Origin of the sequence: Pseudoalteromonas sp. S1650 (assembly GCF_005887195.1) — a bacterium.
Taxonomy (GTDB): domain Bacteria; phylum Pseudomonadota; class Gammaproteobacteria; order Enterobacterales; family Alteromonadaceae; genus Pseudoalteromonas; species Pseudoalteromonas simplex.
Genome location: NZ_PNDF01000016.1, coordinates 34,160 through 59,257 on the forward strand (window position 1 = coordinate 34,160; position 25,098 = coordinate 59,257).

General features: G+C 40.7%; 21 protein-coding genes. 12 read left to right on the forward strand and 9 right to left on the reverse strand.

Going from position 1 to position 25,098, the window contains the following annotated elements:
- The first annotated feature begins 3 nt into the window (after positions 1-3).
- From CWB80_RS04370 to CWB80_RS04380, 3 genes are all read left to right on the forward strand, one after another.
- On the forward strand, positions 4-1,419 hold the full coding sequence (locus tag CWB80_RS04370; RefSeq protein ID WP_138600457.1) for a glutamate synthase small subunit GltD family protein: 1,416 nt from the start codon (positions 4-6) through the stop codon (positions 1,417-1,419).
- Between the two features lie 262 nt (positions 1,420-1,681).
- Complete coding sequence (locus CWB80_RS04375) at positions 1,682-1,894, forward strand: hypothetical protein (protein WP_228290467.1); 213 nt, start codon at positions 1,682-1,684, stop codon at positions 1,892-1,894.
- A 12-nt stretch (positions 1,895-1,906) separates the two neighbouring features.
- On the forward strand, positions 1,907-2,599 hold the full coding sequence (locus CWB80_RS04380) for a response regulator (protein ID WP_138600459.1): 693 nt from the start codon (positions 1,907-1,909) through the stop codon (positions 2,597-2,599).
- On the opposite strand, the gene CWB80_RS04385 is transcribed toward CWB80_RS04380, so the two are convergent.
- Together CWB80_RS04385 and CWB80_RS04390 are read right to left on the reverse strand one after the other, a co-directional pair.
- Positions 2,592-3,080, reverse strand: a complete 489-nt coding sequence (locus tag CWB80_RS04385; RefSeq protein WP_138600461.1) for a hypothetical protein — start codon at positions 3,078-3,080, stop codon at positions 2,592-2,594. The two genes, CWB80_RS04380 and CWB80_RS04385, sit on opposite strands and share 8 nt — an antisense overlap.
- Before the next feature lie 66 nt (positions 3,081-3,146).
- A complete protein-coding gene (locus CWB80_RS04390; protein WP_138600463.1) occupies positions 3,147-5,189 on the reverse strand; it encodes an ATP-binding protein in 2,043 nt (680 codons plus the stop codon).
- A 334-nt stretch (positions 5,190-5,523) separates the two neighbouring features.
- Here CWB80_RS04390 and CWB80_RS04395 point away from each other — a divergent pair, with 334 nt between their 5' ends.
- Together CWB80_RS04395 and CWB80_RS04400 are read left to right on the forward strand one after the other, a co-directional pair.
- Positions 5,524-7,119 (forward strand): hypothetical protein, encoded by a 1,596-nt coding sequence (locus CWB80_RS04395; RefSeq protein ID WP_138600465.1) that lies wholly within the window; start codon positions 5,524-5,526, stop codon positions 7,117-7,119.
- A 150-nt stretch (positions 7,120-7,269) separates the two neighbouring features.
- A complete protein-coding gene (locus tag CWB80_RS04400) occupies positions 7,270-8,865 on the forward strand; it encodes a hypothetical protein (RefSeq protein ID WP_138600467.1) in 1,596 nt (531 codons plus the stop codon).
- Positions 8,866-8,940: 75 nt separating this feature from the next.
- Here the strand turns inward: CWB80_RS04400 and CWB80_RS04405 are convergent, their stop codons facing one another.
- The 4 genes from CWB80_RS04405 to nadK form a co-directional block, all read right to left on the reverse strand.
- Positions 8,941-9,339 (reverse strand): hypothetical protein, encoded by a 399-nt coding sequence (locus CWB80_RS04405; protein WP_054551519.1) that lies wholly within the window; start codon positions 9,337-9,339, stop codon positions 8,941-8,943.
- A gap of 58 nt (positions 9,340-9,397) precedes the next feature.
- On the reverse strand, positions 9,398-11,071 hold the full coding sequence (recN, locus tag CWB80_RS04410; RefSeq protein ID WP_138600469.1) for a DNA repair protein RecN: 1,674 nt from the start codon (positions 11,069-11,071) through the stop codon (positions 9,398-9,400).
- A 68-nt stretch (positions 11,072-11,139) separates the two neighbouring features.
- Positions 11,140-11,703 (reverse strand): hypothetical protein, encoded by a 564-nt coding sequence (locus tag CWB80_RS04415; RefSeq protein ID WP_054551517.1) that lies wholly within the window; start codon positions 11,701-11,703, stop codon positions 11,140-11,142.
- Positions 11,704-11,799: 96 nt separating this feature from the next.
- On the reverse strand, positions 11,800-12,684 hold the full coding sequence (gene nadK, locus CWB80_RS04420; RefSeq protein ID WP_054551939.1) for an NAD(+) kinase: 885 nt from the start codon (positions 12,682-12,684) through the stop codon (positions 11,800-11,802).
- Between the two features lie 120 nt (positions 12,685-12,804).
- On the opposite strand from nadK, the gene CWB80_RS04425 reads away from it, so the two are divergent.
- Positions 12,805-13,749 (forward strand): HrcA family transcriptional regulator, encoded by a 945-nt coding sequence (locus tag CWB80_RS04425; RefSeq protein WP_138600471.1) that lies wholly within the window; start codon positions 12,805-12,807, stop codon positions 13,747-13,749.
- 58 nt (positions 13,750-13,807) lie between these two features.
- Complete coding sequence (gene grpE, locus CWB80_RS04430; protein WP_054551515.1) at positions 13,808-14,416, forward strand: nucleotide exchange factor GrpE; 609 nt, start codon at positions 13,808-13,810, stop codon at positions 14,414-14,416.
- Positions 14,417-14,444: 28 nt separating this feature from the next.
- Here grpE and CWB80_RS04435 read toward each other — a convergent pair whose 3' ends face one another.
- The gene (locus CWB80_RS04435; protein WP_138600473.1) at positions 14,445-15,644 is read right to left on the reverse strand and encodes a Bcr/CflA family efflux MFS transporter; all 1,200 of its coding nucleotides are present in this window, start codon (positions 15,642-15,644) and stop codon (positions 14,445-14,447) included.
- Between the two features lie 192 nt (positions 15,645-15,836).
- Between CWB80_RS04435 and CWB80_RS04440 the strand changes: the two genes are divergently transcribed.
- Entirely contained in the window at positions 15,837-16,634 is a 798-nt protein-coding gene (locus tag CWB80_RS04440; protein ID WP_138600474.1) for a M48 family metallopeptidase, read from the forward strand.
- Between the two features lie 73 nt (positions 16,635-16,707).
- On the opposite strand, the gene CWB80_RS04445 is transcribed toward CWB80_RS04440, so the two are convergent.
- Both CWB80_RS04445 and CWB80_RS04450 read right to left on the reverse strand, forming a co-directional pair.
- Complete coding sequence (locus CWB80_RS04445; RefSeq protein ID WP_054551512.1) at positions 16,708-17,490, reverse strand: outer membrane protein OmpK; 783 nt, start codon at positions 17,488-17,490, stop codon at positions 16,708-16,710.
- A gap of 93 nt (positions 17,491-17,583) precedes the next feature.
- Positions 17,584-18,897, reverse strand: coding sequence for a Na+/H+ antiporter NhaC family protein (locus tag CWB80_RS04450; protein WP_138600704.1), 1,314 nt, complete (start codon positions 18,895-18,897; stop codon positions 17,584-17,586).
- Positions 18,898-19,177: 280 nt separating this feature from the next.
- Between CWB80_RS04450 and dapB the strand changes: the two genes are divergently transcribed.
- From dapB to greA, 4 genes are all read left to right on the forward strand, one after another.
- The gene (gene dapB / locus CWB80_RS04455; RefSeq protein WP_138600475.1) at positions 19,178-19,975 is read left to right on the forward strand and encodes a 4-hydroxy-tetrahydrodipicolinate reductase; all 798 of its coding nucleotides are present in this window, start codon (positions 19,178-19,180) and stop codon (positions 19,973-19,975) included.
- A 207-nt stretch (positions 19,976-20,182) separates the two neighbouring features.
- On the forward strand, positions 20,183-21,319 hold the full coding sequence (carA, locus tag CWB80_RS04460) for a glutamine-hydrolyzing carbamoyl-phosphate synthase small subunit (RefSeq protein ID WP_138600476.1): 1,137 nt from the start codon (positions 20,183-20,185) through the stop codon (positions 21,317-21,319).
- Between the two features lie 16 nt (positions 21,320-21,335).
- A complete protein-coding gene (carB, locus tag CWB80_RS04465) occupies positions 21,336-24,554 on the forward strand; it encodes a carbamoyl-phosphate synthase large subunit (protein ID WP_138600477.1) in 3,219 nt (1,072 codons plus the stop codon).
- A 51-nt stretch (positions 24,555-24,605) separates the two neighbouring features.
- Positions 24,606-25,082 carry a transcription elongation factor GreA gene (greA, locus tag CWB80_RS04470; RefSeq protein ID WP_054551507.1) on the forward strand — a complete coding sequence of 159 codons (477 nt, stop codon included), beginning with the start codon at positions 24,606-24,608 and terminating at the stop codon, positions 25,080-25,082.
- Positions 25,083-25,098 lie beyond the last annotated feature (16 nt).

The window sequence follows — 25,098 nt, forward strand, 5'->3', positions numbered from 1 at the left end:
AGTATGAGCGAAAATGTATACCAGTTTATCGATGTACAACGTGTTGATCCGCGCAAAAAGCCAATTTCAGCACGTAAACAATCTTTCGTAGAAATTTACGAGCCGTTTTCTGAGACACAAGTTAACTCACAGGCGGATCGCTGTTTAGATTGTGGTAATCCATACTGTGAATGGAAATGCCCAGTGCATAACTATATTCCACAATGGTTAAAACTCATTCGTACTGGCCGTATTTTAGAAGCGGCAGAGCTGTCTCACCGTACAAACAGCTTACCAGAGGTGTGTGGACGAGTTTGTCCACAAGATCGCTTGTGTGAAGGCTCTTGCACACTTGAAGAAGAGTTTGGTGCTGTCACTATCGGTAATATCGAAAAGTACATCACTGATACGGCATTTAAAATGGGCTGGAAACCAGATATGTCGTATGTGGTATGGTCTGACAAAAAAGTGGCTATCATTGGTGCAGGTCCAGCGGGCTTAGGTTGTGCGGATATTTTAGTACGTAACGGTGTTAAGCCTGTGGTGTTTGACCGTCACCCAGAAATCGGTGGCCTTCTTACGTTTGGTATTCCTTCATTCAAACTTGAAAAAGAAGTAATGCAAAAGCGTCGTGAAATTTTCACGGAAATGGGAGTTGAGTTTCAGCTAAACACTGAAGTTGGCGTTGACATTACCCTTGATGAAATTTTGGCTGAATATGATGCCGTATTCTTAGGGGTGGGTACCTATCAAAGTATGCGTGCAGGCCTTGAGAATGAAGATGCAGAGGGTGTGTTTGATGCACTGCCGTTTTTAATTGGTAACACTAACCGTGTTATGGGCTATGCAGAAGACAAGCAAGCTTATATCGATATGGCGAACGAAAAAGTCGTTGTATTAGGCGGTGGTGATACAGCAATGGACTGTGTGAGAACCTCTATCCGACAAGGTGCTACACAGGTTACCTGTGCGTATCGTCGTGACGAAGAAAACATGCCAGGCTCAAAGCGCGAAGTTAAAAATGCTCGTGAAGAGGGCGTTGAGTTTACCTTTAACGTTCAGCCAAAAGGCATTGTGGTTGACGAGCAAGGGAAAGTTGCTGGTGTTAAGATGGTGAAAACGCAACTTGGTGAACCGGACGAAAATGGTCGTCGTCGTGCTGAAGAAGTAGCGGGTTCTGAGCATGTTATTGAAGCAACTAAAGTGCTCATGGCGTTTGGTTTTAAACCTCATAAAATGGATTGGTTAGAACCGTACGGTGTTGAAATCAATCATTGGGGTGGTATCAATGCACCAGAAAAAGGTGAATTTACTCACCAAACAACCAACCCTAAGATTTTTGCCGGTGGCGATATTGTCCGCGGCTCAGATTTAGTGGTAACGGCTATTTTCGAAGGCCGAAATGCCGCGGAAGGGATTATGGATTATTTAGGCGTTTAATTCTAAGGCGCCATTCAACACTTTTAAAAGCAAGCTACCGAGCTTGCTTTTTTATTGCTTATCATTTTATTGATACGAAAATTTAACCTAGTTTTAGAAAAATAATGAAAAAATAGCGCTTATTACCTAAAATTTAGGAATGAATCTAACTGTTGAACAGAAAAAATTCATTATTTCGTACTAACTCCATATTTGCTCCATATTGTTGCGTTTTAATATTTAGTAGAGGCAGAAGCCCATCTTAATATTTGATGCTAACAACATGGATAAAAAGAAAATGTTTTGCGAACACACAAATGACGAGCAGTTAAGCTTTTTTCAGCCAAATTCGAAATCTGAAAATGATTTACTCAATGAGGTTATGAATAGTGAAGATCTGCACGATATTCTGACTATGGTTTTATTAGATGAAACCTTATCAGATACGCTTAAAGCGATGGTGAAGCAACAACTTAGAACAATAAAAAAAATATAAACGGAAATAGAAATGCCGCAGATATTAGTCGTTGAAGACGACTTAGATATTGCAGAACAAGTGCTGTTGTTCTTCAATGCATCTGGCTTTACCACTCACCACATCACTGATGGCAGTGCTGTGGTGTCGTGGGTTAAAGAAAATAATCCGGATGCGATAATTTTAGATGTAATGTTACCCAATTTAGATGGCGTGGAGTGCATGAAGCAGATCCGCGCTTTTTCTATGGTGCCGATTATTATGGTAACCGCGAAAGTCGAAGAGGCTGACAGGTTAAAAGGGTTGGAACATGGTGCCGATGACTATGTTTGTAAACCTTTTAGCGGTGCAGAGCTGGTGATGCGTGTTAAAGCTATTTTAAGGCGTTGTGCGTCAGCACCTAGTAGCGATGTAGTAGTGCAAGCGACTGATGCAATTTGCTTAATAGAAGATGCGCTTGAAGTTGAAATTAAAGGTGTCTCTTTAGGTTTAACAAAAGTGGAATTTGACGTATTTAAACTTTTGTACAAAGCCCCAAAGCGTGTTTTTTCTAGGCAGCAGATACTTGACCATATCCAACCAAACAACTTTGATATTACCGATCGGGTAATCGACAGCCATATTAAAAATATTCGCAAAAAGCTTAAGAGTTTAGATTTCTCTCCTAAGATAGTCGCTTCCGTTTATGGTGCTGGCTATCGCTATGATGAACGTCAAATCAATTGATTTGGCGTTCATCGCTTTCTAAATTACATACTGTTCGATCACCTTTTCGAATCGAATGGCTAAACACATACACTGATAATTCCCTCGTTTTGATATCTTGCCAAATGCGTTTGCTAGCCACAGGGCATAAAGCGTAATGTAAATATTGACTCAAAGCTTCACCTTCTAGAGCAATTTTGCTTGGCGTTTGCACATACACCTGAATTGCATCAGATGAGTAGTTAATTTTATTTAAGCGCCATTGCCCCAGTAAAAACTGTTTGGCAAAAAATTGCGAGATACGCTGTTTCGCCGCTGCAGATAACGGTGGATACTCTTTCGGTTTTTCATAGCTCGCATAATAAAACCCAGCACTCAATAGCACACAAGCAAGCGCGGCGCAGATAGGAAGAGGTGATTTTTTGGTTTTTTTAACTTTGCTTTGGCGGTGTTTACGCTCAACAGATTTTGCCCATTGAGCATGCTTTAATGACTCTGACATGGTTCCATTCCACAGTAGTTTATTATGCTATTTAAGCAATAAAATATGGTGGAAAAATGGAGGAGCTTATTTATTGCTTAAAGGCAGTAAAATTCGGATACATAATCCACCCGACTTACCCGGTAATGCACTGATACTGCCAGACATTAATTCGACAAAACTCTGGCAAATTGATAGCCCCAAACCTGAGCCTCCTGATGCGCGGCTTCGAGATTCTTCAACACGATATAAACGGTCAAAGAGTTTGCCTATATGGGCTTTACCTACACCCGGAGAAGTATCATCGACTTGAATAAACAGCTCTTGCTTGTTAGTTCTCACTTTGAGCCGAACATGACCAGGGCTGTCGGTATATAGGCAGGCATTAGTAAAAATATTATTAAGGATCTGATCGAGCTTTTGTTTATCTACCGTGATCTCTACATCTTTAGCAATAATAATGTCTGAAAAAAATGTCAGGTGGTGGCTGCGAACATAATGACGCATGTCTTGCTCGTACTCAGCAAAGACATTTGCAGCATTTAAGCGTTGGAGATTTAGCGCGAGAGTTTTGTTTTCTGCTTGAGATAACTGATACACATCTGAAATTAGGTTGTTAAGTTGCGCTATTTTGCCATTAATCTTGCTATAGGCTAGATCGCGGTTTTCTTGAATATCGAGCTCAAGTGCTTCTATATGCAGTTTTAATACGCTTAAAGGGGTGCGTAATTCATGGGATATATCAGCAAGCATTTTGTCTTTTTCAAGCAGGTTATATTGATAAAGTTTTGCTTTAAATAGCGCTTTTCGATGCTTGAAGTAATAAAGCACGAGCGCAAGAGTCGTGAACAACAAAACAATACCCGCAGACAATAACCAAATCTGTTTTTCTAGTCGTTGGTTATTCATTTGTGCAGTAGTGAGCTTATTTTTTTGCACTTCATCATCAATACGTTGCTGTTGCTCGATTGCTGTTAATTGCTTTTTGTTTTTTTCAACGGCTTGATTTAAATGTTCTTCAAACAAAGACTCGGCTAGTTTATTTTCAAGCTTCAATTGCTCAGTTGCGAGTTTGTAGTCACCGATAAGTTCGGCATAAACTGCGGTGTAGCCATGCAGCTTTTTATTTAGTAACCGATTATCAATTCCTTCGATAAGTTCTTTTGAACGACTTAAATAGAGGTCAATCAATTGTGAGTTCTTAAGTGGCAGGTGGAGTTCAATTAAATTGAAATATGAATATATTTGACTCAATGCTGAGCCAGATTTAAGTGCTGCTCTGAGGCCTGAATCTGCACTACTTAAAGCCATATGTTTATTTTCGAGCTTTAAATATAGTTGCATTAGCGTATGCTTTGCTGTTGCCATTCCTTCATAAGCATTTAAATCAGCTAAGCGTGAGTAGGCATTTTTTAATAAGGGTAAAGCTTGCTCATAGTCACCACGTTTATAAACTAACTTTGCCAACTGTAAGCTGGTATCTGCAATGTTTATTTGATTTTTTGTTTTAATATCAAACTCAAGTGCTTTTTTGTAGAAGTATTCAGACTGGGCAAGATCATCTAGGCGATGAGAAAGGTTTGCTAAATTATAAAAATTGGTGGCGATTAACTCATTATCTTTACTGCCAATTAAAAGCTTTTGTGCTTTTAATTGCTGAAACATAGACTGGTCTAGGTCATTCAACGTGTCATATAAGGTACCCAGATTACTATGGCTTTGTGCCTGTTTGTTTTTATCCTTTAACTCGTAAGCTAGTTTGAGTGCAGCCATATAATGCTGCTGAGCTTGGGTCGTTTTAACTTGGCGTCTGTAATTGATACCAAGCTCTTTTTGGATTTGATAATGCTCTTCTTTGGACAACTCAGCAATATGCTGTAAAGGTAAAAGTAACTCTATTGCAGCCTCGTATTGCCCTTGTTTTCTTAATATGGGGGCTTTTATCAAATCAATCGTCGATTTTGCGACAGGCGTGTTATTGCTTTGTAGTTTTTCAATTAACAATAGTGCTTTTTTTAGGTTTCCTTTCTGCTCTAAGGCAAATATTTCTTCTATCTGCGGTATGTGATCTGTATTAGCCATACAAGGAAGAGAAAGAAGAGCAAGGATTAAAGTTACAGTTAGCTTCATTAAATATTTCGGTGACCAAGTTTGCCGTTATGCTACTGAGAAAATGTGTGGAAAATATGGAGCAGTAAGAATATTAAAACATTGGGAATATAGAAAATCAGAAGTTATTAGCCATTGCCAATACTAAAGTGTGTTTTACATAATTGGTGCTAATTGTTATGTCTGTTTTTATAATAAATAGAGACAAATCAGTAATTTCTGATTGTGTTTGAACTGTAGCGAAATAAAATTATTGCGTACAAAATTTAAACGTAATGGCCTGATGTTAAAGCAGTAATTTAATTATTTTTATTAATTATTTTAGTTAGTCGGCCTAATTTTTAGGTGTAATAATATGAAAAAATCGCTACTTTCAGTTCTTGCAGTCACAAGTGCTTTATCTACAAATGTAGTCGCTAATGAATGTACGGGTGACTTGTATGGAATTAATTCTGGTCGCGGCCATCTAGGCATTGTTTTTTCTTTAAATGAGCAAGAGCAAACAGCCGCTATTCACTCAAAAGCAAAGTTTTCTTCTGCTGCTATGGCCTATGATAGTGCAAGAGATCGCTTATATTATGTTTCAGCTCCTCGACCGCTAACTTACAAACTTGATCCTAGTGATTTGAACTTATCTGAAGATGAGTTAAAAGATCTGCCAATTAAGGGGGCTAAATACAAATATACTCAGCTTGCTTATGTTGATATGGCAACTGGTGAACACACAGTAATTTCTCGATCTAATCCAATGACTCGACTGGCTTATGACGCTAATACTGACATGATGTATGGCTCTAAAGGAAGCAAGTTATATACTGTTGATCCTGTATCAGGAAAAACTACATTACTTGGTAACTTAACTGGCTATGGCGACAGCTCAGATATTTTGCGCGGCGACATGGTTTTTAAAGATGGCCAACTATTTTTGATCAGTGCTACGAGTATTTTTTCCGTTAATTTGAACACATTGGAGTTAACGAAAAAATCAGAGCATGGCTTAATTGCTGTTACAGGTGCTGCGCTTGATCAAAATGGTGAGCTATTAATTTCTAGAGAAATTATAAACGATCAAGGTCACTATAATACAACCAAGTTATATAAAGCATCGATTGAGACTGGCAAAACGTGTGCAATGGGAACCTACCCGATGCGCATAAATGATTTGGCGCTAAATACAGCAAAACCAGTTGCTTGCTATGCTCAACCTACATGTAGTGTAGAGCCAGACTCTTTTGTTGTTACAAGTATTGATACGCTAAGAAAAGCAACGTGGCAAGGTTATACACTAAATGGCCACTTAATGGATAAACCACTTGCGAAGCTTTTAAGTACAGAAAACTTTGGTGAACAGGGAACTGTTTATAAAACAGTATCTGTAAATCATGATTTTGCAGCGGCAAATTCGATTACTGAAGCTGCGATAGATGCTTATGGCACCGATGTTTTCTTTATTGGTAGTTTCCACAAAAGCGACTTCACAGATAGCGAATTAAATGAAGCTTACAATTGGTCCCTTAAAAAAGGAAACGTAGCGATAATAGCGGGTGATTCTGACTACCCTGAAGAAAAAGTGTATACGACTTGGGGCTACACAGTTACTCGCGATGGTTATGTTGATGGTCCAAATACACAAAACCCAGAAGGAGTGGGTAGTGCAGCTCAAGAGGCAATCTTTGCAGGACCATTTGGTGAAGTATCTCGCTTTTTCCAAGCTGGTGGCGCAAAAGGTTACTTCTCTGAAATGCCTTCAGGGACTCAAGTCTTAGCTGTAAATCAGGATGGCTTGCCTACAATTGTTTTAGATGCTGCAACAGGCGACATAATACTTGCTGATAGCGGTATGCTGACAACACAAAATAAAGAAGACAACTTTACTGATGGTACCGAGGTATCGAGCATGTCAGACCGTTTATTTATGAACTTAATCAATTATGCGAGTGAAATCGATTAATTGTAATTTTAGACGCTAATTGAAATCGCGAGGCTTGTGGCCTCGCGATTTTGTTTGTGAGTTTTATACCAATTTCGTTCAAAATTATAAGGAGGATAGTAATAAAGTTGAACAGGAAGTGAGTTATTTTTACATTGAAAGGAATTTAAAATGAAAAAGTTTTTATTATCTACAGTTAGCCTTTTAGGCTTAATACCTGCTGGCCTTAGCGCGTCTGAATGTACGGGTGAGTTATATGGAATCAACTCAGGGAGAGGGAGCTCGGGCTTCGTTTTTTCTTTAGATGAGCAAGCGCAAACGGCTAACATTCATTCTGCTGCAAAGTTCTCATCCGCAGCAATGGCTTTTGATAGCTATCGAAATAGACTCTATTATGTTTCAGCCCCAAGACCTTTAACTTATAAACTGGATACGAGTGTTCTCAACTTATCAGATGAAGAGTTAAATGATCTGCCTATAAAAGCCGACAAGTATCGATTTACACAACTCGCCTATGTTGATATGTCTACAGGCAAACACACTGTAGTGGCACGTACTAACCCTATGACCCGTCTTGCTTATGACCCTAACAAAGACGTTATTTATGGCTCTAAAGGGAGTAAGCTTTACCAGGTTGCTATTGATTCAGGTGAAACTCAGTTCTTAGGCAATATGAAGGGCTACGATAGTAGTTCAGATATTCTGCGTGGCGACATGGTTGTTAAAAATGGTGAGGTTTACCTCATCTCTGCCACAAGCATTTTTTTATTGGATCCGGAAACACTGGAGTTAACAAAAAAATCTGAACATGGTTTAACGACGGTAACAGGTGCTGCTCTAAATCAAAATGACGAATTGGTAATTTCTCGTGAAGTCATTAATGATCAAGGTAATTTTAATATTACTAAATTATATAAAGCATCAATCGAAACGGGTAAAACATGCACATTGGGGACATACCCAGTGCGAATAAACGATTTAGCACTAAATACTCTAAAGCCTGTTGCATGTTATGCGCAGCCTACTTGTAGTACAGGAGTAGAGTCGCTTGTAATTACGAGTATTGATAAGCAAAGAAAGGCACGATGGCAAAACTACACATTAAACGCTTACTTATTTGATCTACCGATGGCTAAACTTGCAAGCCCAGAAAATTTTGGTGAAAGTGGGGTTGTAGCTAAATCAGTATCGGTTAATCATGATTTTGCGGCATCAGGCTCAATTACTCAGGAAGCGATTGAAAGCTATAACACTGATATCTTCTTTATGGGTAGTTTTTACAACAGTGATTTTACTGAAACAGAAATTGCAGAACTATATAATTGGTCAGAGAAGAAAGGAAATGTTGTCATCATAGCATCAGATTCCGATATGACTGACGAGAAGGTGTATTCAAAGTGGGGTTATACAGTAACCAGAGAAGGCTACAAAGATGGACCAAATACCCAAAACCCAGAAGGTTTAAACTCTCAAATACAACAAGCTATATTTGCAGGTCCTTTTGGAGAGGTTACACGCTTTTATCAGGCCGGTGGTTCAAAGGGGTACTTCTCAGTAATGCCAGAAGAAAGCCAAGTGTTAGCTGTCAATACAGATGGCTTACCGACAGTGGTTTTTGACTTGAAATCGGGTGATATATTACTGGCAGATAATGCAATTATTAACTCTCAAAATAAAGTTGGTAATTATACCAATGGTACCGGAGTTAGTAGTATGACAGACCGTTTATTTATGAATTTGATATATTTAGCTAGCGAAATCGAATAACGCTAATCAGCAAATAAGAACTAAAATCGCGAAACGTGCTGTTTCGCGATTTTTTTTGCAGCCAAAGTAATTTCATTACCAGCAACTAGTAAGTGTATTTTTTATCCTGTTAGTGTGTTGTTTAACCAATAAATAATTAATGCCAACAAGCAATGAATGAATACCAGCAAACACAACTAACCATGATGAAAGCCCAGCTGTTAGATGATTAACCATTATCAAGCTAGCTAACATGATGACCAGTGAATAATTTAATACTGTTTGTAATAATTGCTTAAATCTTAAGTGCTTCCAGTGACTCCATAGAACCAGCAACAATGTAGTTGAGGGCAAGACAAACAAAATACATTTAAATAAAGCAACGACTAACTGCGTATCGTTATAGGGTGGCTCAACCACTGCGCCAAACGAATGCCCTGAGTTAAGCGTTATTAAGGCAAGACCCAAAGCTGTAAGTATATTTTTATTTTTCATTTATAAACTCTATACCATCAAATTCATCAACAATCTAAGTTTCATAGCTAAAAATGGGTTATGCATGTGCGCTTATAAGCTCTTTGGCATTTGCTCTAGCCATTTTACTGATATTGTCACCGGCAAGTAGTCGGGCAATTTCATCAATACGGCCTTCTTTAGATAGCTTATTCATTTGAGTGTAGGTTTCGCCGTTTGCAATTTCTTTAGCTACAAAAAATTGCTGATGTCCAGAGCTTGCAACCTGCGGCAAGTGAGTTACACAAATAACTTGAGTTGATTTACCTAATTGGCGTAAAAGCTTGCCAACTGCAGACGCGGTTGGTCCAGAAATACCCACATCTACTTCATCGAAAATAAGAGTCGGCGTTGTAACACGCTGAGCAATAATGACCTGAATAGCTAAACTAATTCGCGATAACTCACCACCAGAAGCCACTTTAGACAGTGCTTGTAACGGTTGACCTGGGTTGGTAGATACTAAAAACGACACCGTATCAAAACCCATTGCACTTGGCGCTTTATCGCTAGTTTGTTGAATATCAATCGCAAACCTGCCGTTTTCCATTGATAAGTTAGCCATGCTATCACTAATTAATTGATTAAGCGTATCTGCGTATTTATGGCGGCTTTCACTTAACAGTTTTGCTGCTTGTTTATATTGCTCAAGGGCATTGTTAATTTCGCTTTCGAGAGCAACAAGGCGGTCGCTGTTATAACTAATTGATGCTAACTCTTCTGCGATTGACTGATGAAATTCTACCAGCTCTTCTGGTTTTATATGATGTTTTCGGGCAAGGTCCATAGCACCTGTTAAACGCGTTTCAACTTCGTCTAACCGGGCAGGGTCTAAATCAGTTACATCAACATAGCTGCGTATCTCGCGGCTAGCTTCTTCAACTTGAACGGCAGCTTCACTCAGTAATGATGCTATGTTAGATAAGCTTTCATCGTAGCTTGCCAGCTCTGTAAATTGTTGGGCGCTATGTTGCAGCAATGAACACGCACTTTGCTCATCACTTTCGTATAAGTGTTGTAGCTCACGTTGGCATGACTCTAAAATAGTCTGGCTATGGCTTAGTTTATGATGCTCAGCTTCAATCTCTTCGAACTCACCCGGTTGCAGGGCAAATTCATCAAGTTCAGCTACTTGATACTCCAGTAATTGCTTTTGAGCTGCTTGTTGCTGCTGTTGTTGTTCAAGTTGATTAAATTCTTTAATTAATGCTTGGTAGGCTTTAAAGCGCTCTTTAACATCAGCTAATAGCTGGTTGTGGCCGGCATAGGCATCAAGCAGGTGCAACTGATGTTCAGCTTTTAATAAATGCTGATGGGCATGTTGCCCGTGAATAGAAATTAAATACTGACCTATCTCTTTTAATTGTGCAGCGGTAACTGAGCTGCCATTAATGTAGCTCTTGCTGCGGCCATTTTTGCAAATAACACGGCGTAGTAAACATTCGCCTTCACTGTTTGAGAGTAAATGTTGCTCTAAAAAGTGCTGGGCAAGAGGGAGTTGGCTAATATCAAATTGTGCACAAATTTCTGCACGATCCGTACCTGGGCGAACAGCACCTGCATCTGCACGCTCGCCTAAACATAATGACAGGGCATCAATTGCAATTGATTTACCTGCACCCGTTTCACCTGTAATAGCTGTCATACCATTGTGCCACTCAGTACTTAAATTACTTACAATGGCAAAGTTTTTAATTTCTAACCCGATTAACATACTGTTTATCCATCCAGTCAATTAACTGTTAATTTATACAGTGTTTTCGGGTTTTGCAAATTAAATTTTTAAGCTTTGCTTAATTCTGGCAGTTGATTTTCTTGGACTGATTCATTTGCAGCTTGCGTGCTCTGGGCTAGCGGCTGATCGTCCTGTAAATCGGTGGGGGGCTGATATTTAATTACTTCAATCAGCGATGGTAAGGCTTCTTGATAAAACGCTTTATTGTACTCGATGCCGTTGTAAGGCAATTCAGCCATAAAATACTGTAACCTGTCAGCGAGCTGATCAATTTCCTCAGGGCTTTGCGCTTTACTGGCTTCCATTATGATTGTGTTGATAAGCAAATCGCTAATGAATTCGAGGTAAGTGAGATTTTCTTCATTGTGCGCTTGCACTACAAAGTAATTGCTGGTGATCATATTTAGGCGCGAAATATTCTTAGGGCGGATAATTTTGCCTTCGCTAAAATCAATTAATTTATTTTTAAAGTCATTATTGATTTCTTTGACTCGTTGATTAAAACGTTTTTTTTCAGCTTCAATAGCTTTACGACGATTGCTCTCAACCACCCAGTAACAACCTAGTAAGGTGATAAGTAATAATAGAGCAAGAAAAACGATATAACTCATTTCGCCTTAGAATCCTTTAAAAAATACAGCTTTTAGTCTTATTATTTTGCGCTAATCAATACGCCTTGGCAATTAGCTTGAGATAAAAAAAGCCACTTAAAATAAGCGGCTTCCCCAATTTAATTTTTTTCTTAATACATTGTAGTAAGAGTATTCCTTTGGATGAATCAAACGTAGACGCTTGTCTGCTTTTTTAATCACTACTTCGTCACCAGGTAATACAGCTAAAACTACGTGACTATCACAGCTGACTTGTAGGCTGTCGGTATTTTCGAGGCTAAGCTTTAAACGTACTTCATTGTCAGCATCAACCACAAGAGGGCGGCTTGATAATGTATGCGGGAACATAGGAACTAATGAAATCGCATTCAGCTCAGGGGTTAAAATAGGCCCGCCGCCAGATAATGAATAGGCTGTTGAGCCAGTTGGTGTTGAAACGATTAATCCATCAGAGCGTTGAGAGAATACAAAGTCGTTATTAATAAAGGCCTCAAACTCGATCATATGCGCAACTTTATCAGCATGAAGTACCGCTTCATTCACTGCCAAGTTTGCACTTTTGAGTTCGGCATGGCGATATACTTCAACTTCAAGCAAGAAGCGTTTTTCCTCAAGGAACTGGCCACTTAACACTTGTTCTAGGCTCGCTTCAAAACCTTCTGGGTTTAAGTCAGTTAAAAAGCCTAAGTTGCCACGGTTTACGCCAATCACAGCGACATCAAAACGCGCTAATACTCGAGCTGCGCCAAGCATATTGCCATCACCACCGACGACTATGGCTAAGTCTGCTCGTTCACCTAAATCTACCAATTTAACTAGGTTTTCTTGAGGAAGGTCTTGAAGTTGACGTCCAGTGCGCTGTTCTACTAGCACTTCGAAACCCAAGGCTCGCAAAAATGTGTGCAGGCGAGCAAGTGTGGCAGCTGCCCCGCTGTGATTAGGTTTGCCAATTAAACCTATGGTTTTAAACGGTGAATCCATGTTATTTGCACTTAAACTTTCATATCGATAGATTACATTAAAAATTAATGCTTTGAAAATAACTTGAAATAAACTTGCTGCGCCCAAATATCCACTGGCAAGAAGCAAGATGTATGAATTATGAAATTAAATCCGCGCGACCAACAAATTTTTTCAGCTGTGATGAGCCTTTACTGTAACGGGGAAGGTCAGCCTGTAGCCTCAACTCGTATTGCCAAACAAAAAGGCATGGCGGTATGTTCAGCTACAGTGCGTAATGCTATGGCACGGCTAGAAAAAGTGGGCTTACTCTATTCGCCGCATACTTCTGCTGGCCGCGTACCAACCAATGCCGGTTTTGATTATTGGCTTGCTGAGTTTTTTGCTCTACCTGAAATCGCACCATATTGGCAGCCTGAGCAAGCACAATTAGTCGAGCTAGCCCATGGTTTGAGTCAGCGCTATAAAGTGTGTTGTTGTGTGGGCTTACCTCAAGTCAGCTCACAGTTGGTCTTTCGAGTAGAGGTGCTTGATTTTGATGGTAGCAATTGGCTAATTCTACTAATAGATAGAGCAGGGCAAAGCCATAACATTTGCATTACCAAACCTGAAGATTCATCTGATGCCGTTCGTTACCAGTTTGCTACTTGGCTTAATACCGTGTTTAGTCAGCAAACCTTAATGGAAGGCTTATATCGTATGCAGGCAATGGCAGCCACTGCACCACATAATTGCCATGACTCTTTAACACAATGGACTCGGCAATTAAGTCAAAAACTCGGTTCAGATAACAGCATTGTGGTAGGTGAAAACTACCTTTACCGCCAAGTTGATTGCCAAACCAGTTTAAACATTGGTGTATCGTTTTTAAATTTTGTTGAAGATAAACTCGCATTTAAAAATGGGTTATCGGTGTTAAACACAGAACAATTGCCATTTACAGACTGTAATGAGTTGATGGTGATCAGCGTTCCTTATTTTAATAACCATGAATACCAGAGCCGATTTTGTGTAATTTGTCCAAAATCAGCGCAAATAGAAGCAATCATCCAAGAATTTAAGTTAATCGGCTCATCAGCCTCTTGAATCTTTTAATTCAATCCCCATAATTACCGCAGTTGTAAAGAATTGGAGCATGTAAGCTATGTCTGAGCAGACAAAATCACCAGAGCAAGAAGTTGAACTAAACGAAGAATTTGAACAAATGCAAGCTGAAGTAGAAGCTGCAGAAAAAGCGGCTGAACAAGTTGACGGCGAAGAAATGAGCCCAGAAGCTGAAATCGCACTATTACACAGTGAATTAGAAGCGGCTAAACAAACTATTAACGATCAAAAAGACAGTGTTGTTCGTGCTGCTGCAGATGTTGAGAACATGCGTCGTCGTGCCGCTCAAGATGTAGAAAAAGCGCATAAGTTTGCACTTGAAAAGTTTGCTAACGAATTATTACCAGTTATCGATAACCTAGAGCGCGCAATTGAGTTTTCTGATAAAGAAAATGAGCAGCTTAAACCTGTGCTTGAAGGTATCGAAATGACTGTTAAGAGCTTTAATGATGCGGTATCAAAATTCGGTGTTGAAATTGTTAACCCACAGGGTGAGCAATTTAACCCTGAATTCCATCAAGCAATGTCAATTCAACCAAGCAATGATGTAGCACCTAATACTGTTCTTGCAGTAATGCAAAAAGGTTATACATTAAATGGCCGTTTATTACGCCCTGCAATGGTTATGGTATCAAAAGAAGCTGAATAAGCTTTAAAGAAAAATAAAAAAATGCCTGTTAATTACAGGCATTTTTTTTGTCCAATTTTCGATGCCAAAGCTGCACGAATAAGATAAGTATCAGTGCGCAGAACATCATCGCAGAAAATGGAATAGCACTTTGTGGGTGAACAAAAGCAAGAATAGGCCCAACGAGAGCGCCACTGCCGAATCTCAGGGTACCAATAACAGCTGTTGCAGTGCCTGATTTTTCCTCAAATTGCATCAGTATTAATGAGTCTGCATTACTCGCTACAATACCCAAGCTCATCATCAATGGTGCGATGCTTGCTACAATAAAATACAGCGATAGATGCATCACACTGAATAACAACAATGCCCCACCAGACACAAAGCCAATACCTAGCCCAATAAATAACAGTTTACGAGAACCTAAGCGCGGTACTAAACGTGTATTCATAAAGTTACCGAACATTAAAGCCAGCACGTTAAAGGCGAATAACACACCGAACAATTGCTCATCTACTTTGAAGAAATCGAGATATACATAAGGTACCGATGTTAAAAAGCAAAAGAATGCGAATGAGGCAAACATGGAACTGGAAATATCGGCAAGGGCACTACGACGAGAAAATACCGTTTTATAACTATTAAAGAACAGTGCCAAACCACGTTGCTGACTCTTAAAGATTGGAATATCGATTAAATGAATTTGCACCAAAGCTAAAATGACAAAGCTATAAGCAGCTAATGCGATGAAAATGACCTGCCATGTTGAAATTCCCATGATTAATGAGCCTAGAGTAGGGGCAATTAACGGGGCAACCATCATAATCATCGAGACATAAGACATGCCCTTGGCGGTGTTCTCTCGATAAATATGACGAATAATACCCGGCACTACAACGGTTGCAGCAGCGCCAGTGAATGCTTGCACAGCTCTTAAAGACCAAAATAATTCGATGTTAGTACAAAATGCTAGTGCTAATGAGCTGATACCAAATAGCGCTAAACCCACCTTAGCGAGTAATCGCCTGCCAAGTTCATCGGCAATCGGGCCAAAAAAAAGCATGCCAAGAGCATAACCTGCTAAATAAATGCTGAGTGATATTTGCACATTTGGCATGGTTGTTTGCAAGTCGTTGGCAATCACCAACATCGCTGGTAAATATAGATCAATTGCCAAAGGCGTAATCGCGACAATACTTGCCAGTAAAGGTAATAAAATGCGTTTATTTAAAGTCTCAGGGGAAGGCATTGTTTACTCAATAATCAAATAGTAGGTCACTATTGTAGCAGTGTGAGTCACTGTGGTGAACTTAGTTTGCCTGCTAAGTAAAAGAATTAACTAAATGGTAACAACTGAGTGGGTGATTGTTCATTTTCATATAAAATTAAGCAATGCTTTGCTATATTAGCCTCAATTACACAAAGTATTTGAAGGACTAGTATGAAAAAGTTAATCATGGCAGTGTTAGCCACCGCTGTTTTAGCTGGCTGTAAAACCTCTCCTACGGGACGTACCCAAATCGCACTTTATTCAGATCAACAAATGAGCCAAATGGGTCAAGCAAGCTTTGCTGAAATGAAAAAAACACAGCCTGTTAATACTGATCCAGGTGTCAATGCTTATGTAAAGTGTATTGCCGATGATGTTATTGCGGTTTTACCTAACGAGTATGCCAAGCAGTCTTGGGAAGTTGTTGTATTTGAAGAAGATTCAGCAAATGCATTTGCATTACCCGGGGGGTATATTGGTGTTCATACAGGTTTATTAAAAGTCGCTGTAAACCAAGACCAATTGGCTACAGTACTAGGTCACGAAGTTGCACATGTTATTGCTGAGCATTCTAATGAGCGTGTATCACAAAACGCACTGTTACAAACAGGACTACAAGTTGGTGGTGCAGCACTTGATATGGGTAATGTTCAATATCGTGGCGAAATTATGCAAGCCTTAGGCTTAGGCGCACAGTATGGTGTTGTTTTACCATTCAGCCGCTCACATGAATCAGAAGCGGATATTGTTGGCTTAGATTTAATGGCAAAAGCAGGGTTTAACCCAGAGCAATCAGTGTCGCTTTGGCAAAATATGAGTGCAGCTGGCAGTAGCGGTACACCTGAGTTTATGTCGACTCACCCAGCACCGGGTAACCGCATCAAAGAGCTTCAAAAGCACATGTCGGATGCATTAAAAGCCCAACAAGCCGCTAAAGCAAAAGGCAAAAACCCACAGTGTAAACTGTAAAAAGTATCTATATAAATTAAAAAGCCTGTACTCAGTGATGACTACAGGCTTTAATTTTTCAGCTTTCAGCTTATTAGAACGTCCACTCAACGTGAAGTTGTGGTACTGACTCAGTTGTGTCTGTACCTAGCTTGTTGTGCCAGTATTGCCACTCAAGGCCTAGCAGTAAGGTGTTTTCTTTCATGCTCATTGCGTGACCTAAATCCCACGTAATGATTGGCTGCGCTAAAATCCACGCTTTAACATCTTCGCCAAATTCATTTTCACGCTCTGCAATGTATTCAACATGGCCTGTTACGTTGAACTTTTGTGAGCCAATAGTGAATGGGTAGCCCCAAGCAACATCAATCATCCAGCTGTTCGTTTCAGTTGGAGCACCACCGCGTGCTACGCCTTCACTGTCATCGATGTAAGCGGTAAATAAAGTAGATAAAAAGCTAAAGCCAGGTGCTTGCCAGCTTAGTTTTACACCCGGTAAATACTTAAGAACTTTCGAATCGCCTGCGGCATTAAAACCTGCCGTTAAACCTACATCAGTAATTGCGCCGTATGAGAAATCACTGCCAGAGATTTTTGATAAACTGAATGTTGAATACCATTCGCCGTAAAAGTCTTTATCTTGATAACCATCTTGACGGTCGTCATTGCTGTAATCAATAAAAAAGAAGTTGTCGCCATAGTCATAACCAGACGCATGCTGTAGTGATACAACCGTGGTGTTTGACTTAGTCAATGAAAACGGGTTTTTGTGTTCACCGTTATTAACGTGTAATTGCGTAGAGCTCCAATTAGCGGCATAGCTCGAAGTACTTACTGCACAAAGCGCAGCAACAGAAAGGATCTTTTTCAAGTTCATATCTCAATATTGATGGTGTAATGGGGGATATAAAGTGAGGATTATAGCAGATACGCCCATATTTGGGCGTATCGAGAGAAAAAATTATTTAACTTATGCTTTATTTCGGCGTAAGCAAATTACTGCAACGGCAGTAAAGGCAAGAATAAAGCAGTAATAAGAAGAGGTAGAGACTTCCCATGGGCTAATTTTGAAGGTTGCGCCCAGTAGAAGTGCTTGTGCGCCATACGGCAATGAGCCTTGCGTAACACAAGCAAAAATATCAAGTAAGCTTGCTGAACGCTTTCCTGTAATTTCACCATCATCCGCTAATTTTTTAGCAATCGGGCCTGCAACTATAATAGACACGGTATTATTAGCGATGCATAAGTTACTGGTCATAACCAGTGCTGCAATCCCTAATTGATCTGCAACTTTACGGTGCCATTTTGCAACGATTTTTGTAATTGCTTGAATTTTGTTAGCAATATAATCAAGACCACCATTAATACGGATAAACTCTGAAAGGCCACCAATAAACATCGATAGCAAGAAGATTTCCTGCATATCAGTAAAGCCTTTATAAATATCTTTAACAAAGCTTGCACCTTCATAGCTGCCAGTAAAGCCCATGAGTGCGGCAAAGATAATACCACTAAACAGCACCACGAATACGTTAAAGCCCATTACCGCGAGCACTAAGATAAAGGCATAAGGTAACACTAATAAAATATCGAAGTCTTGTGTCTCTACAGCTTCTGCTACAGGGGTTAAGAAGAATAATAAGCCGATAGTTAATGCCGCAGCAGGTAAGGCGATTTTTAAGTTCTCACGGAATTTATCTTTCATTTCACAGCCTTGCGTGCGGGTTGCAGCAATAGTTGTGTCCGAGATGATTGATAAGTTATCACCAAACATGGCACCCGATACAATCGTGCCTGCCATCAGAGATGGATCAATGCCTGTTTTTTGGGCGACGGCATAAGCAATCGGGCCAATCGCACCGATAGTACCCATAGAAGTGCCCATCGCAGTCGACACAACCGCAGCAATTAAAAATAATCCTGGTAGTAACAGAGCCGGTGGAATAAGTGATAAGCCCGCATTAACAACGGCATCAACACCACCGGTTGCACCAGCAACCGCAGAAAACGCACCAGCAAGCAAATAAATCAAACACATAGTGATGATGTTGCTATGGCCAGCACCTTTAATAAAGGTTTCAACACTGTGGTTGATGGTATTTTTATTTAAGATAAACGCCAGCATGATGGCAGGTAAAATTGCCACAGGAGCTGGTAATTGATAGAAGGCGTAATCGACACCTTGAGACTGTAAGTATAAGCCAGCGCCTAAAAATAAGCCGACAAACACCAAAAGCGGCAGCAAAGAAAGTTTTGCTTTTGTTTTATTAAATGATGGCTGCATCATATTCCTCGTTAGATAACCAATAACACAGCCAAACACTTCTTTTAGCTGTATTTAGTTGTGTCTAAAAGACAACAACAGCGCCCGCAAGCCAAAGACCAAATCGGCGCAAATGAAGAAGTTTAAATGTATAGATGGCTAAATGCAAAGACTATCTGTTATTATTGTTGTTCTATTAATAAATCTAAAATTAGTTCTGTATTTTTTATAAGCTAACCTGACTATTACATGAGTTTTCGATAAAATCCAGCCAGCTAAGAAGAATAGATAAGGTAACTATATGAACCGCATAGGTGTATTTGGCGCAAACGGCCGCATGGGACTTGCACTTTTAGAAGCAGTCTCAAAAAAAGATGACGCAACATTAACGGGCGCGTACGTACGCGAAAACTCACCACTTTTAGATAGTGCGGTTAATCAATTAAACAGCGCTGCATCAGCAGATGTATCATTTAGTAAAGAAACAGACGTAAAAGATGCAGATGTATTGATAGATTTCACCTTACCTCAAGGAATGCGCAACCACCTGCAAACAGCGGTCGAAAAAAATATCGCCATGGTAATTGGTACTACGGGCCTTAACCAAGATGATCTTGATGCGCTAAATGATGCCGCGAAACACATTCCGATTGTTTTTGCCCGCAACTATAGCGTAGGTGTGAATTTACTGCTTAACTTAGTGCAGACTGCGGCTGTGAAGTTTGGCGATGATATGGATATCGAAATATTTGAGGCCCACCATCGTCACAAAATCGATGCGCCATCAGGAACTGCATTGGCAATTGGTGAAGCGATTGCTGAGGCAAAAGGCTGGCAGCATGATGAAGTCGCGCGTTTTGATAGAAGCAATGACGAACACGCAAAATCGCAAAATGAAATCGGTTATTCAGTCATGAGAGGCGGAGATATAGTAGGTGAACACACCGCATATTTCGCAACTTCTGGCGAAAGGCTAGAATTAACTCATAAAGCAAGTTCAAGAATGACCTTCGCATTAGGTGCTGTAAGAGCTGCGGGCTGGTTGAAAAATAAACCAGCTGGACTTTATGACATGCAAGATGTGCTTGACTTGAAGTAGTTTAGTTTCTTTTTTGGCGGTTTCAGTGATTTTTTAGTTAATAACGCTTATTTTTACTAATTTATTAATTAAGGTTAGATCTGAAAGCTAAATTACTGTAGAATAGCGCCAATTTGCCAAAAATTCATAAATGCGTGTTTCCAATCGCTATAAACGGGCAGTAGAGCAAATGACTTTACTCCCGTTTTTTACTGTTAGGAGGTTAACTTGACTAAATCCGCTCTGTTAGTCCTAGAAGACGGCACAGTGTTTCGCGGTACTGCAATCGGCGCTGACGGCATGTCAGTCGGTGAAGTAGTATTCAATACGTCTATGACTGGTTATCAAGAAATTTTGACTGACCCTTCATACGCGGAACAAATCGTAACTTTGACGTACCCACATATCGGTAATACGGGTACTAACAGCGAAGACGAAGAAGCGGGTCAAATCTGGGCTAAAGGCCTAGTGATCCGTGATTTGCCACTGCTAGCAAGTAATTTCCGTAACGAGCAATCGTTAAGTGATTACTTAAAAGAACGCAATATCTTAGGTATTGCCGACATCGACACTCGTAAATTAACACGTATCTTACGTGATAAAGGCGCTCAAAATGGTTGTATCATTGCAGGCGACGAGTTAGATGAGAATAAAGCGCTTGAAGCTGCGCAAGCCTTCCCAGGCTTAAAAGGCATGGATTTAGCAAAAGTTGTCTCAACCAAGGAAAATTTTGAGTGGCGCGAATCAAGCTGGACGTTAGGTTCAGGCTTTAAAACGCTAGAAGCAGCAGACGAGAAGTTCCACGTTGTTGCTTATGACTTCGGTGTTAAACGTAATATCTTACGTATGTTAGTTGACCGCGGTTGTAAATTAACCGTTGTTCCTGCACAAACATCTGCAGAAGACGTACTGGCATTAAACCCAGACGGTATCTTCTTATCAAATGGCCCAGGCGACCCTGAGCCGTGTACTTACGCGATTGAAGCAATTAAAACTTTCCTAGAAAAAGACACGCCAATTTTTGGTATCTGTTTAGGTCACCAATTACTTGCACTTGCTTCAGGTGCACAAACGGTGAAAATGAAGTTTGGTCACCACGGTGGTAACCACCCAGTTAAAGACCTTGACCGCAATGTTGTAATGATCACAGCGCAAAACCACGGTTTCGCAGCTGATGAAGCAACCTTACCAGCGAATTTACGTGCAACTCACGTTTCATTATTCGATGGCACGCTACAAGGTATTCACCGCACAGATAAGCCAGCGTTTAGCTTCCAAGGTCACCCTGAAGCAAGCCCAGGTCCACATGATGCGGCACCATTATTTGACCACTTCATCGACCTGATGCAAGCACGTTCTAACTAATTTAACCGGAGTAACAATGCCAAAACGTACCGACATAAAAAGCATTCTTATCTTAGGCGCAGGCCCGATCGTAATCGGTCAAGCTTGTGAATTTGACTACTCTGGTGCACAAGCGTGTAAAGCACTACGAGAAGAAGGCTTTCGAGTAATTCTTGTAAACTCGAACCCTGCAACTATCATGACTGACCCTGAAATGGCGGATGCGACGTACATCGAACCAATTCATTGGGAAGTGGTAGAGAAAATCATTGAAAAAGAAAAGCCAGATGCGGTACTACCTACTATGGGTGGTCAAACAGCATTAAACTGTGCGCTTGATTTAGATAAGCACGGCGTACTGGCAAAACACGGTGTTGAGCTAATCGGTGCAACTGCTGATGCAATCGATAAAGCTGAAAACCGTGAGCGTTTTGACGTAGCAATGAAGAACATTGGCCTTGAGTGTCCGCGTGCAGAAATTGCTCACTCAATGGAAGAAGCACACGATGTACTTAGCCGCATCGGTTTCCCATGTATCATTCGTCCATCATTCACTATGGGTGGTACCGGTGGTGGTGTTGCATACAACCAAGAAGAATTTGATGAAATTTGTGAGCGTGGTTTAGATTTATCACCAACAAATGAACTTCTAATCGACGAATCGTTAATCGGTTGGAAAGAGTACGAAATGGAAGTTGTTCGTGACAAAAACGACAACTGTATCATCGTATGTTCTATCGAAAACTTTGACCCTATGGGTGTTCACACTGGTGACTCAATCACGGTTGCTCCTGCGCAAACACTAACTGATAAAGAATACCAAATCATGCGTAATGCATCGATGGCTGTACTTCGTGAAATCGGTGTTGAAACAGGTGGTTCAAACGTACAGTTTGGTGTGAATCCAGTTGATGGCCGTATGGTTATCATCGAGATGAACCCACGTGTATCGCGTTCTTCTGCACTAGCATCAAAAGCAACCGGTTTCCCAATTGCGAAAATCGCAGCGAAACTAGCTGTAGGTTACACCCTTGATGAGCTACAAAACGACATCACTGGCGGTAAAACACCAGCGTCTTTCGAGCCGTCAATTGACTACGTTGTTACTAAGATCCCACGTTTTAACTTCGAAAAATTCGCAGGTTCAAACGACCGTCTAACAACACAGATGAAATCTGTGGGTGAGGTTATGGCGATTGGTCGTAACCAACAAGAATCACTGCATAAAGCATTACGTGGTCTTGAAGTAGGTGCAACGGGCTTTAACCCAATTGTTGCCCTTGATGATCCGAAAGCAAAAGAAAAAATCATCCGTGAATTACGTGAGCCAGGTGCTGAGCGTATTTGGTACGTTGCTGATGCAATGCGTCACGGTATGAGCGTAGAAGACGTATTCGAATTAACTAAGATTGACCCTTGGTACTTAGTTCAAATCGAAGACATCTTAAAAGACGAAGCAACAATCAGCGAAGTAGGTATGGCTGGTTTAAATGCTGAGTTTTTACGCAAGCTTAAGCGTAAAGGTTTTGCTGATGCACGTATCGCTGAAATTGCCGGTGTTTCTGAAGCAGAAATTCGTAAGAAGCGTCACCAGTTAGATATCGTGCCTGTATATAAGCGCGTTGATACCTGTGCTGCAGAGTTCAGCTCAGACACAGCTTACATGTACTCATCTTATGATGAAGAATGTGAAGCGAATCCATCTGACAAAGATAAAATCATGGTAATCGGTGGTGGTCCTAACCGTATCGGTCAAGGTATCGAATTCGATTACTGTTGTGTTCACGCAGCATTAGCTTTACGTGAAGACGGCTATGAAACAATCATGGTTAACTGTAACCCTGAAACTGTTTCGACTGACTACGATACATCTGATCGCTTATTCTTCGAGCCAATCACGCTTGAAGATGTATTAGAAATCGTACGTGTTGAAAAGCCAAAAGGTGTTATCGTTCAGTACGGTGGTCAAACACCACTGAAACTTGCTCGTGAACTTGAAGCGAATGGCGTGCCAGTTATTGGTACTTCACCAGATGCAATCGACCGTGCAGAAGACCGTGAGCGTTTCCAACAACTTGTTGAGCGTCTAAACCTTCTTCAACCAGAGAATGCAACGGTTACTTCATTAGAAGAAGCGATTGTTAAGTCTGCTGAAATTGGCTTCCCACTGGTTGTACGTCCTTCGTACGTACTAGGTGGTCGCGCGATGGAAGTGGTTTATGATGAAGACGATTTACGTCGTTACATGACTGAAGCAGTATCAGCGTCAAATGAAGCGCCAGTACTACTTGACCACTTCTTAGATAACGCAATCGAAGTTGACGTTGACGCTATCTGTGACGGTGAGCAAGTAATCATCGGTGGTATCATGGAGCACATTGAGCAAGCAGGTGTTCACTCAGGTGACTCAGCGTGTTCATTACCGGCTCACTCACTAACTGCTGAAGTACAAGACGTAATGCGTAAGCAAGTGACAGATATGGCACTAGAGCTTGGCGTAGTAGGTCTAATGAATACACAGTTTGCTGTGAAAGACGGTAAAGTTTACTTAATCGAAGTAAACCCACGTGCTGCGCGTACAGTACCGTTCGTTTCAAAAGCGACAGGTATCGCACTTGCTAAAGTAGCGGCACGTTGTATGGCAGGTCAGTCGCTAGCAAGCCAAGGTATTACAAAAGAAGTAATCCCTCCTTACTACAGCGTAAAAGAAGTGGTACTGCCATTTGCTAAGTTCCAAGGTGTTGACCCAATTCGTGGCCCAGAAATGCGCTCAACGGGTGAAGTTATGGGTGTTGGTGAAACTTTCGCCGAAGCATTCGCAAAAGCACAATTAGGTGCAAGCAACACTTTACCACGCGGTGGTCGCGCGTTACTATCGGTACGCAACAGTGACAAACCACGTATCGTTGAACTAGCTAAAACCATGACTGATCTTGGTTTTGAGCTAGATGCAACAGGTGGCACTGCAAAAGCACTTGAAGAAGCTGGTATTGCAGTTCGTCGCGTGAACAAAGTATACGAAGGTCGTCCTCATATTCTTGATAGAATTAAAAATGGTGAATACAGCTACATTGTAAACACTACTGAAGGCCGCCAAGCGATTGAAGATTCGAAGGTGTTACGTCGTGGTGCGTTACAGCATAAGACTAACTACACAACGACTCTGAACGCGGCATTTGCTAACTGTACTGCAAACCAAGCAGATGACCGTAGCAAGGTGACGTCAGTTCAGGAACTACACCAGCGAATGAACTAAGGAAATGTGCCAAGGGCGAGGCAATCGCTCTTGGGATTAAGTGAGAATAATATGCAATCAATTCCGATGACAGTTCGTGGTGCAGCATTACTGCGCGAAGAACTTAACGAATTAAAAACAGTTACCCGTCCAAAAATCGTTGCTGATATCGCTGAAGCACGTGAGCACGGTGATTTGAAAGAAAACGCTGAATACCACGCTGCTCGTGAGCAACAAGGTTTCTGCGAAGGCCGTATTCAAGAAATTGAAGCGAAGCTTTCAAATGTGCAAATCATTGATGTAACTAAAATGCCTAACACAGGTAAAGTTATTTTTGGCACAACGGTCACTATCGTTAATGTTGAAACCGATGCTGAAGTAAAATACCAAATCGTAGGCGATGACGAAGCAGATATCAAAAACAACCTGATCTCTGTTAACTCACCAATCGCGCGTGGTTTAATTGGTAAAGAGGTAGATGATGCCGTTATCATTAAAACGCCAAACGGTGAAGTAGAGTACGAAATCATTGAAGTTGAGTATATTTAGTAGCTTAACCAAGCAT

Excerpts from the sequence above, each read along its gene's own strand:
- grpE (WP_054551515.1), top strand. The coding sequence starts at position 13,808 with ATGTCTGAGCAGACAAAATCACCAGAGCAAGAAGTTGAACTAAACGAA.
- CWB80_RS04400 (WP_138600467.1), top strand. The coding sequence starts at position 7,270 with ATGAAAAAGTTTTTATTATCTACAGTTAGCCTTTTAGGCTTAATACCT.
- CWB80_RS04405 (WP_054551519.1), bottom strand. The coding sequence starts at position 9,339 with ATGAAAAATAAAAATATACTTACAGCTTTGGGTCTTGCCTTAATAACG.
- CWB80_RS04425 (WP_138600471.1), top strand. The coding sequence starts at position 12,805 with ATGAAATTAAATCCGCGCGACCAACAAATTTTTTCAGCTGTGATGAGC.
- CWB80_RS04450 (WP_138600704.1), bottom strand. The coding sequence starts at position 18,897 with ATGCAGCCATCATTTAATAAAACAAAAGCAAAACTTTCTTTGCTGCCG.
- carB (WP_138600477.1), top strand. The coding sequence starts at position 21,336 with ATGCCAAAACGTACCGACATAAAAAGCATTCTTATCTTAGGCGCAGGC.
- CWB80_RS04370 (WP_138600457.1), top strand. The coding sequence starts at position 4 with ATGAGCGAAAATGTATACCAGTTTATCGATGTACAACGTGTTGATCCG.
- CWB80_RS04380 (WP_138600459.1), top strand. The coding sequence starts at position 1,907 with ATGCCGCAGATATTAGTCGTTGAAGACGACTTAGATATTGCAGAACAA.
- nadK (WP_054551939.1), bottom strand. The coding sequence starts at position 12,684 with ATGGATTCACCGTTTAAAACCATAGGTTTAATTGGCAAACCTAATCAC.
- CWB80_RS04385 (WP_138600461.1), bottom strand. The coding sequence starts at position 3,080 with ATGTCAGAGTCATTAAAGCATGCTCAATGGGCAAAATCTGTTGAGCGT.
- dapB (WP_138600475.1), top strand. The coding sequence starts at position 19,178 with ATGAACCGCATAGGTGTATTTGGCGCAAACGGCCGCATGGGACTTGCA.
- recN (WP_138600469.1), bottom strand. The coding sequence starts at position 11,071 with ATGTTAATCGGGTTAGAAATTAAAAACTTTGCCATTGTAAGTAATTTA.
- greA (WP_054551507.1), top strand. The coding sequence starts at position 24,606 with ATGCAATCAATTCCGATGACAGTTCGTGGTGCAGCATTACTGCGCGAA.
- CWB80_RS04435 (WP_138600473.1), bottom strand. The coding sequence starts at position 15,644 with ATGCCTTCCCCTGAGACTTTAAATAAACGCATTTTATTACCTTTACTG.
- CWB80_RS04390 (WP_138600463.1), bottom strand. The coding sequence starts at position 5,189 with ATGAAGCTAACTGTAACTTTAATCCTTGCTCTTCTTTCTCTTCCTTGT.
- CWB80_RS04395 (WP_138600465.1), top strand. The coding sequence starts at position 5,524 with ATGAAAAAATCGCTACTTTCAGTTCTTGCAGTCACAAGTGCTTTATCT.
- CWB80_RS04445 (WP_054551512.1), bottom strand. The coding sequence starts at position 17,490 with ATGAACTTGAAAAAGATCCTTTCTGTTGCTGCGCTTTGTGCAGTAAGT.
- CWB80_RS04440 (WP_138600474.1), top strand. The coding sequence starts at position 15,837 with ATGAAAAAGTTAATCATGGCAGTGTTAGCCACCGCTGTTTTAGCTGGC.
- CWB80_RS04375 (WP_228290467.1), top strand. The coding sequence starts at position 1,682 with ATGGATAAAAAGAAAATGTTTTGCGAACACACAAATGACGAGCAGTTA.
- CWB80_RS04415 (WP_054551517.1), bottom strand. The coding sequence starts at position 11,703 with ATGAGTTATATCGTTTTTCTTGCTCTATTATTACTTATCACCTTACTA.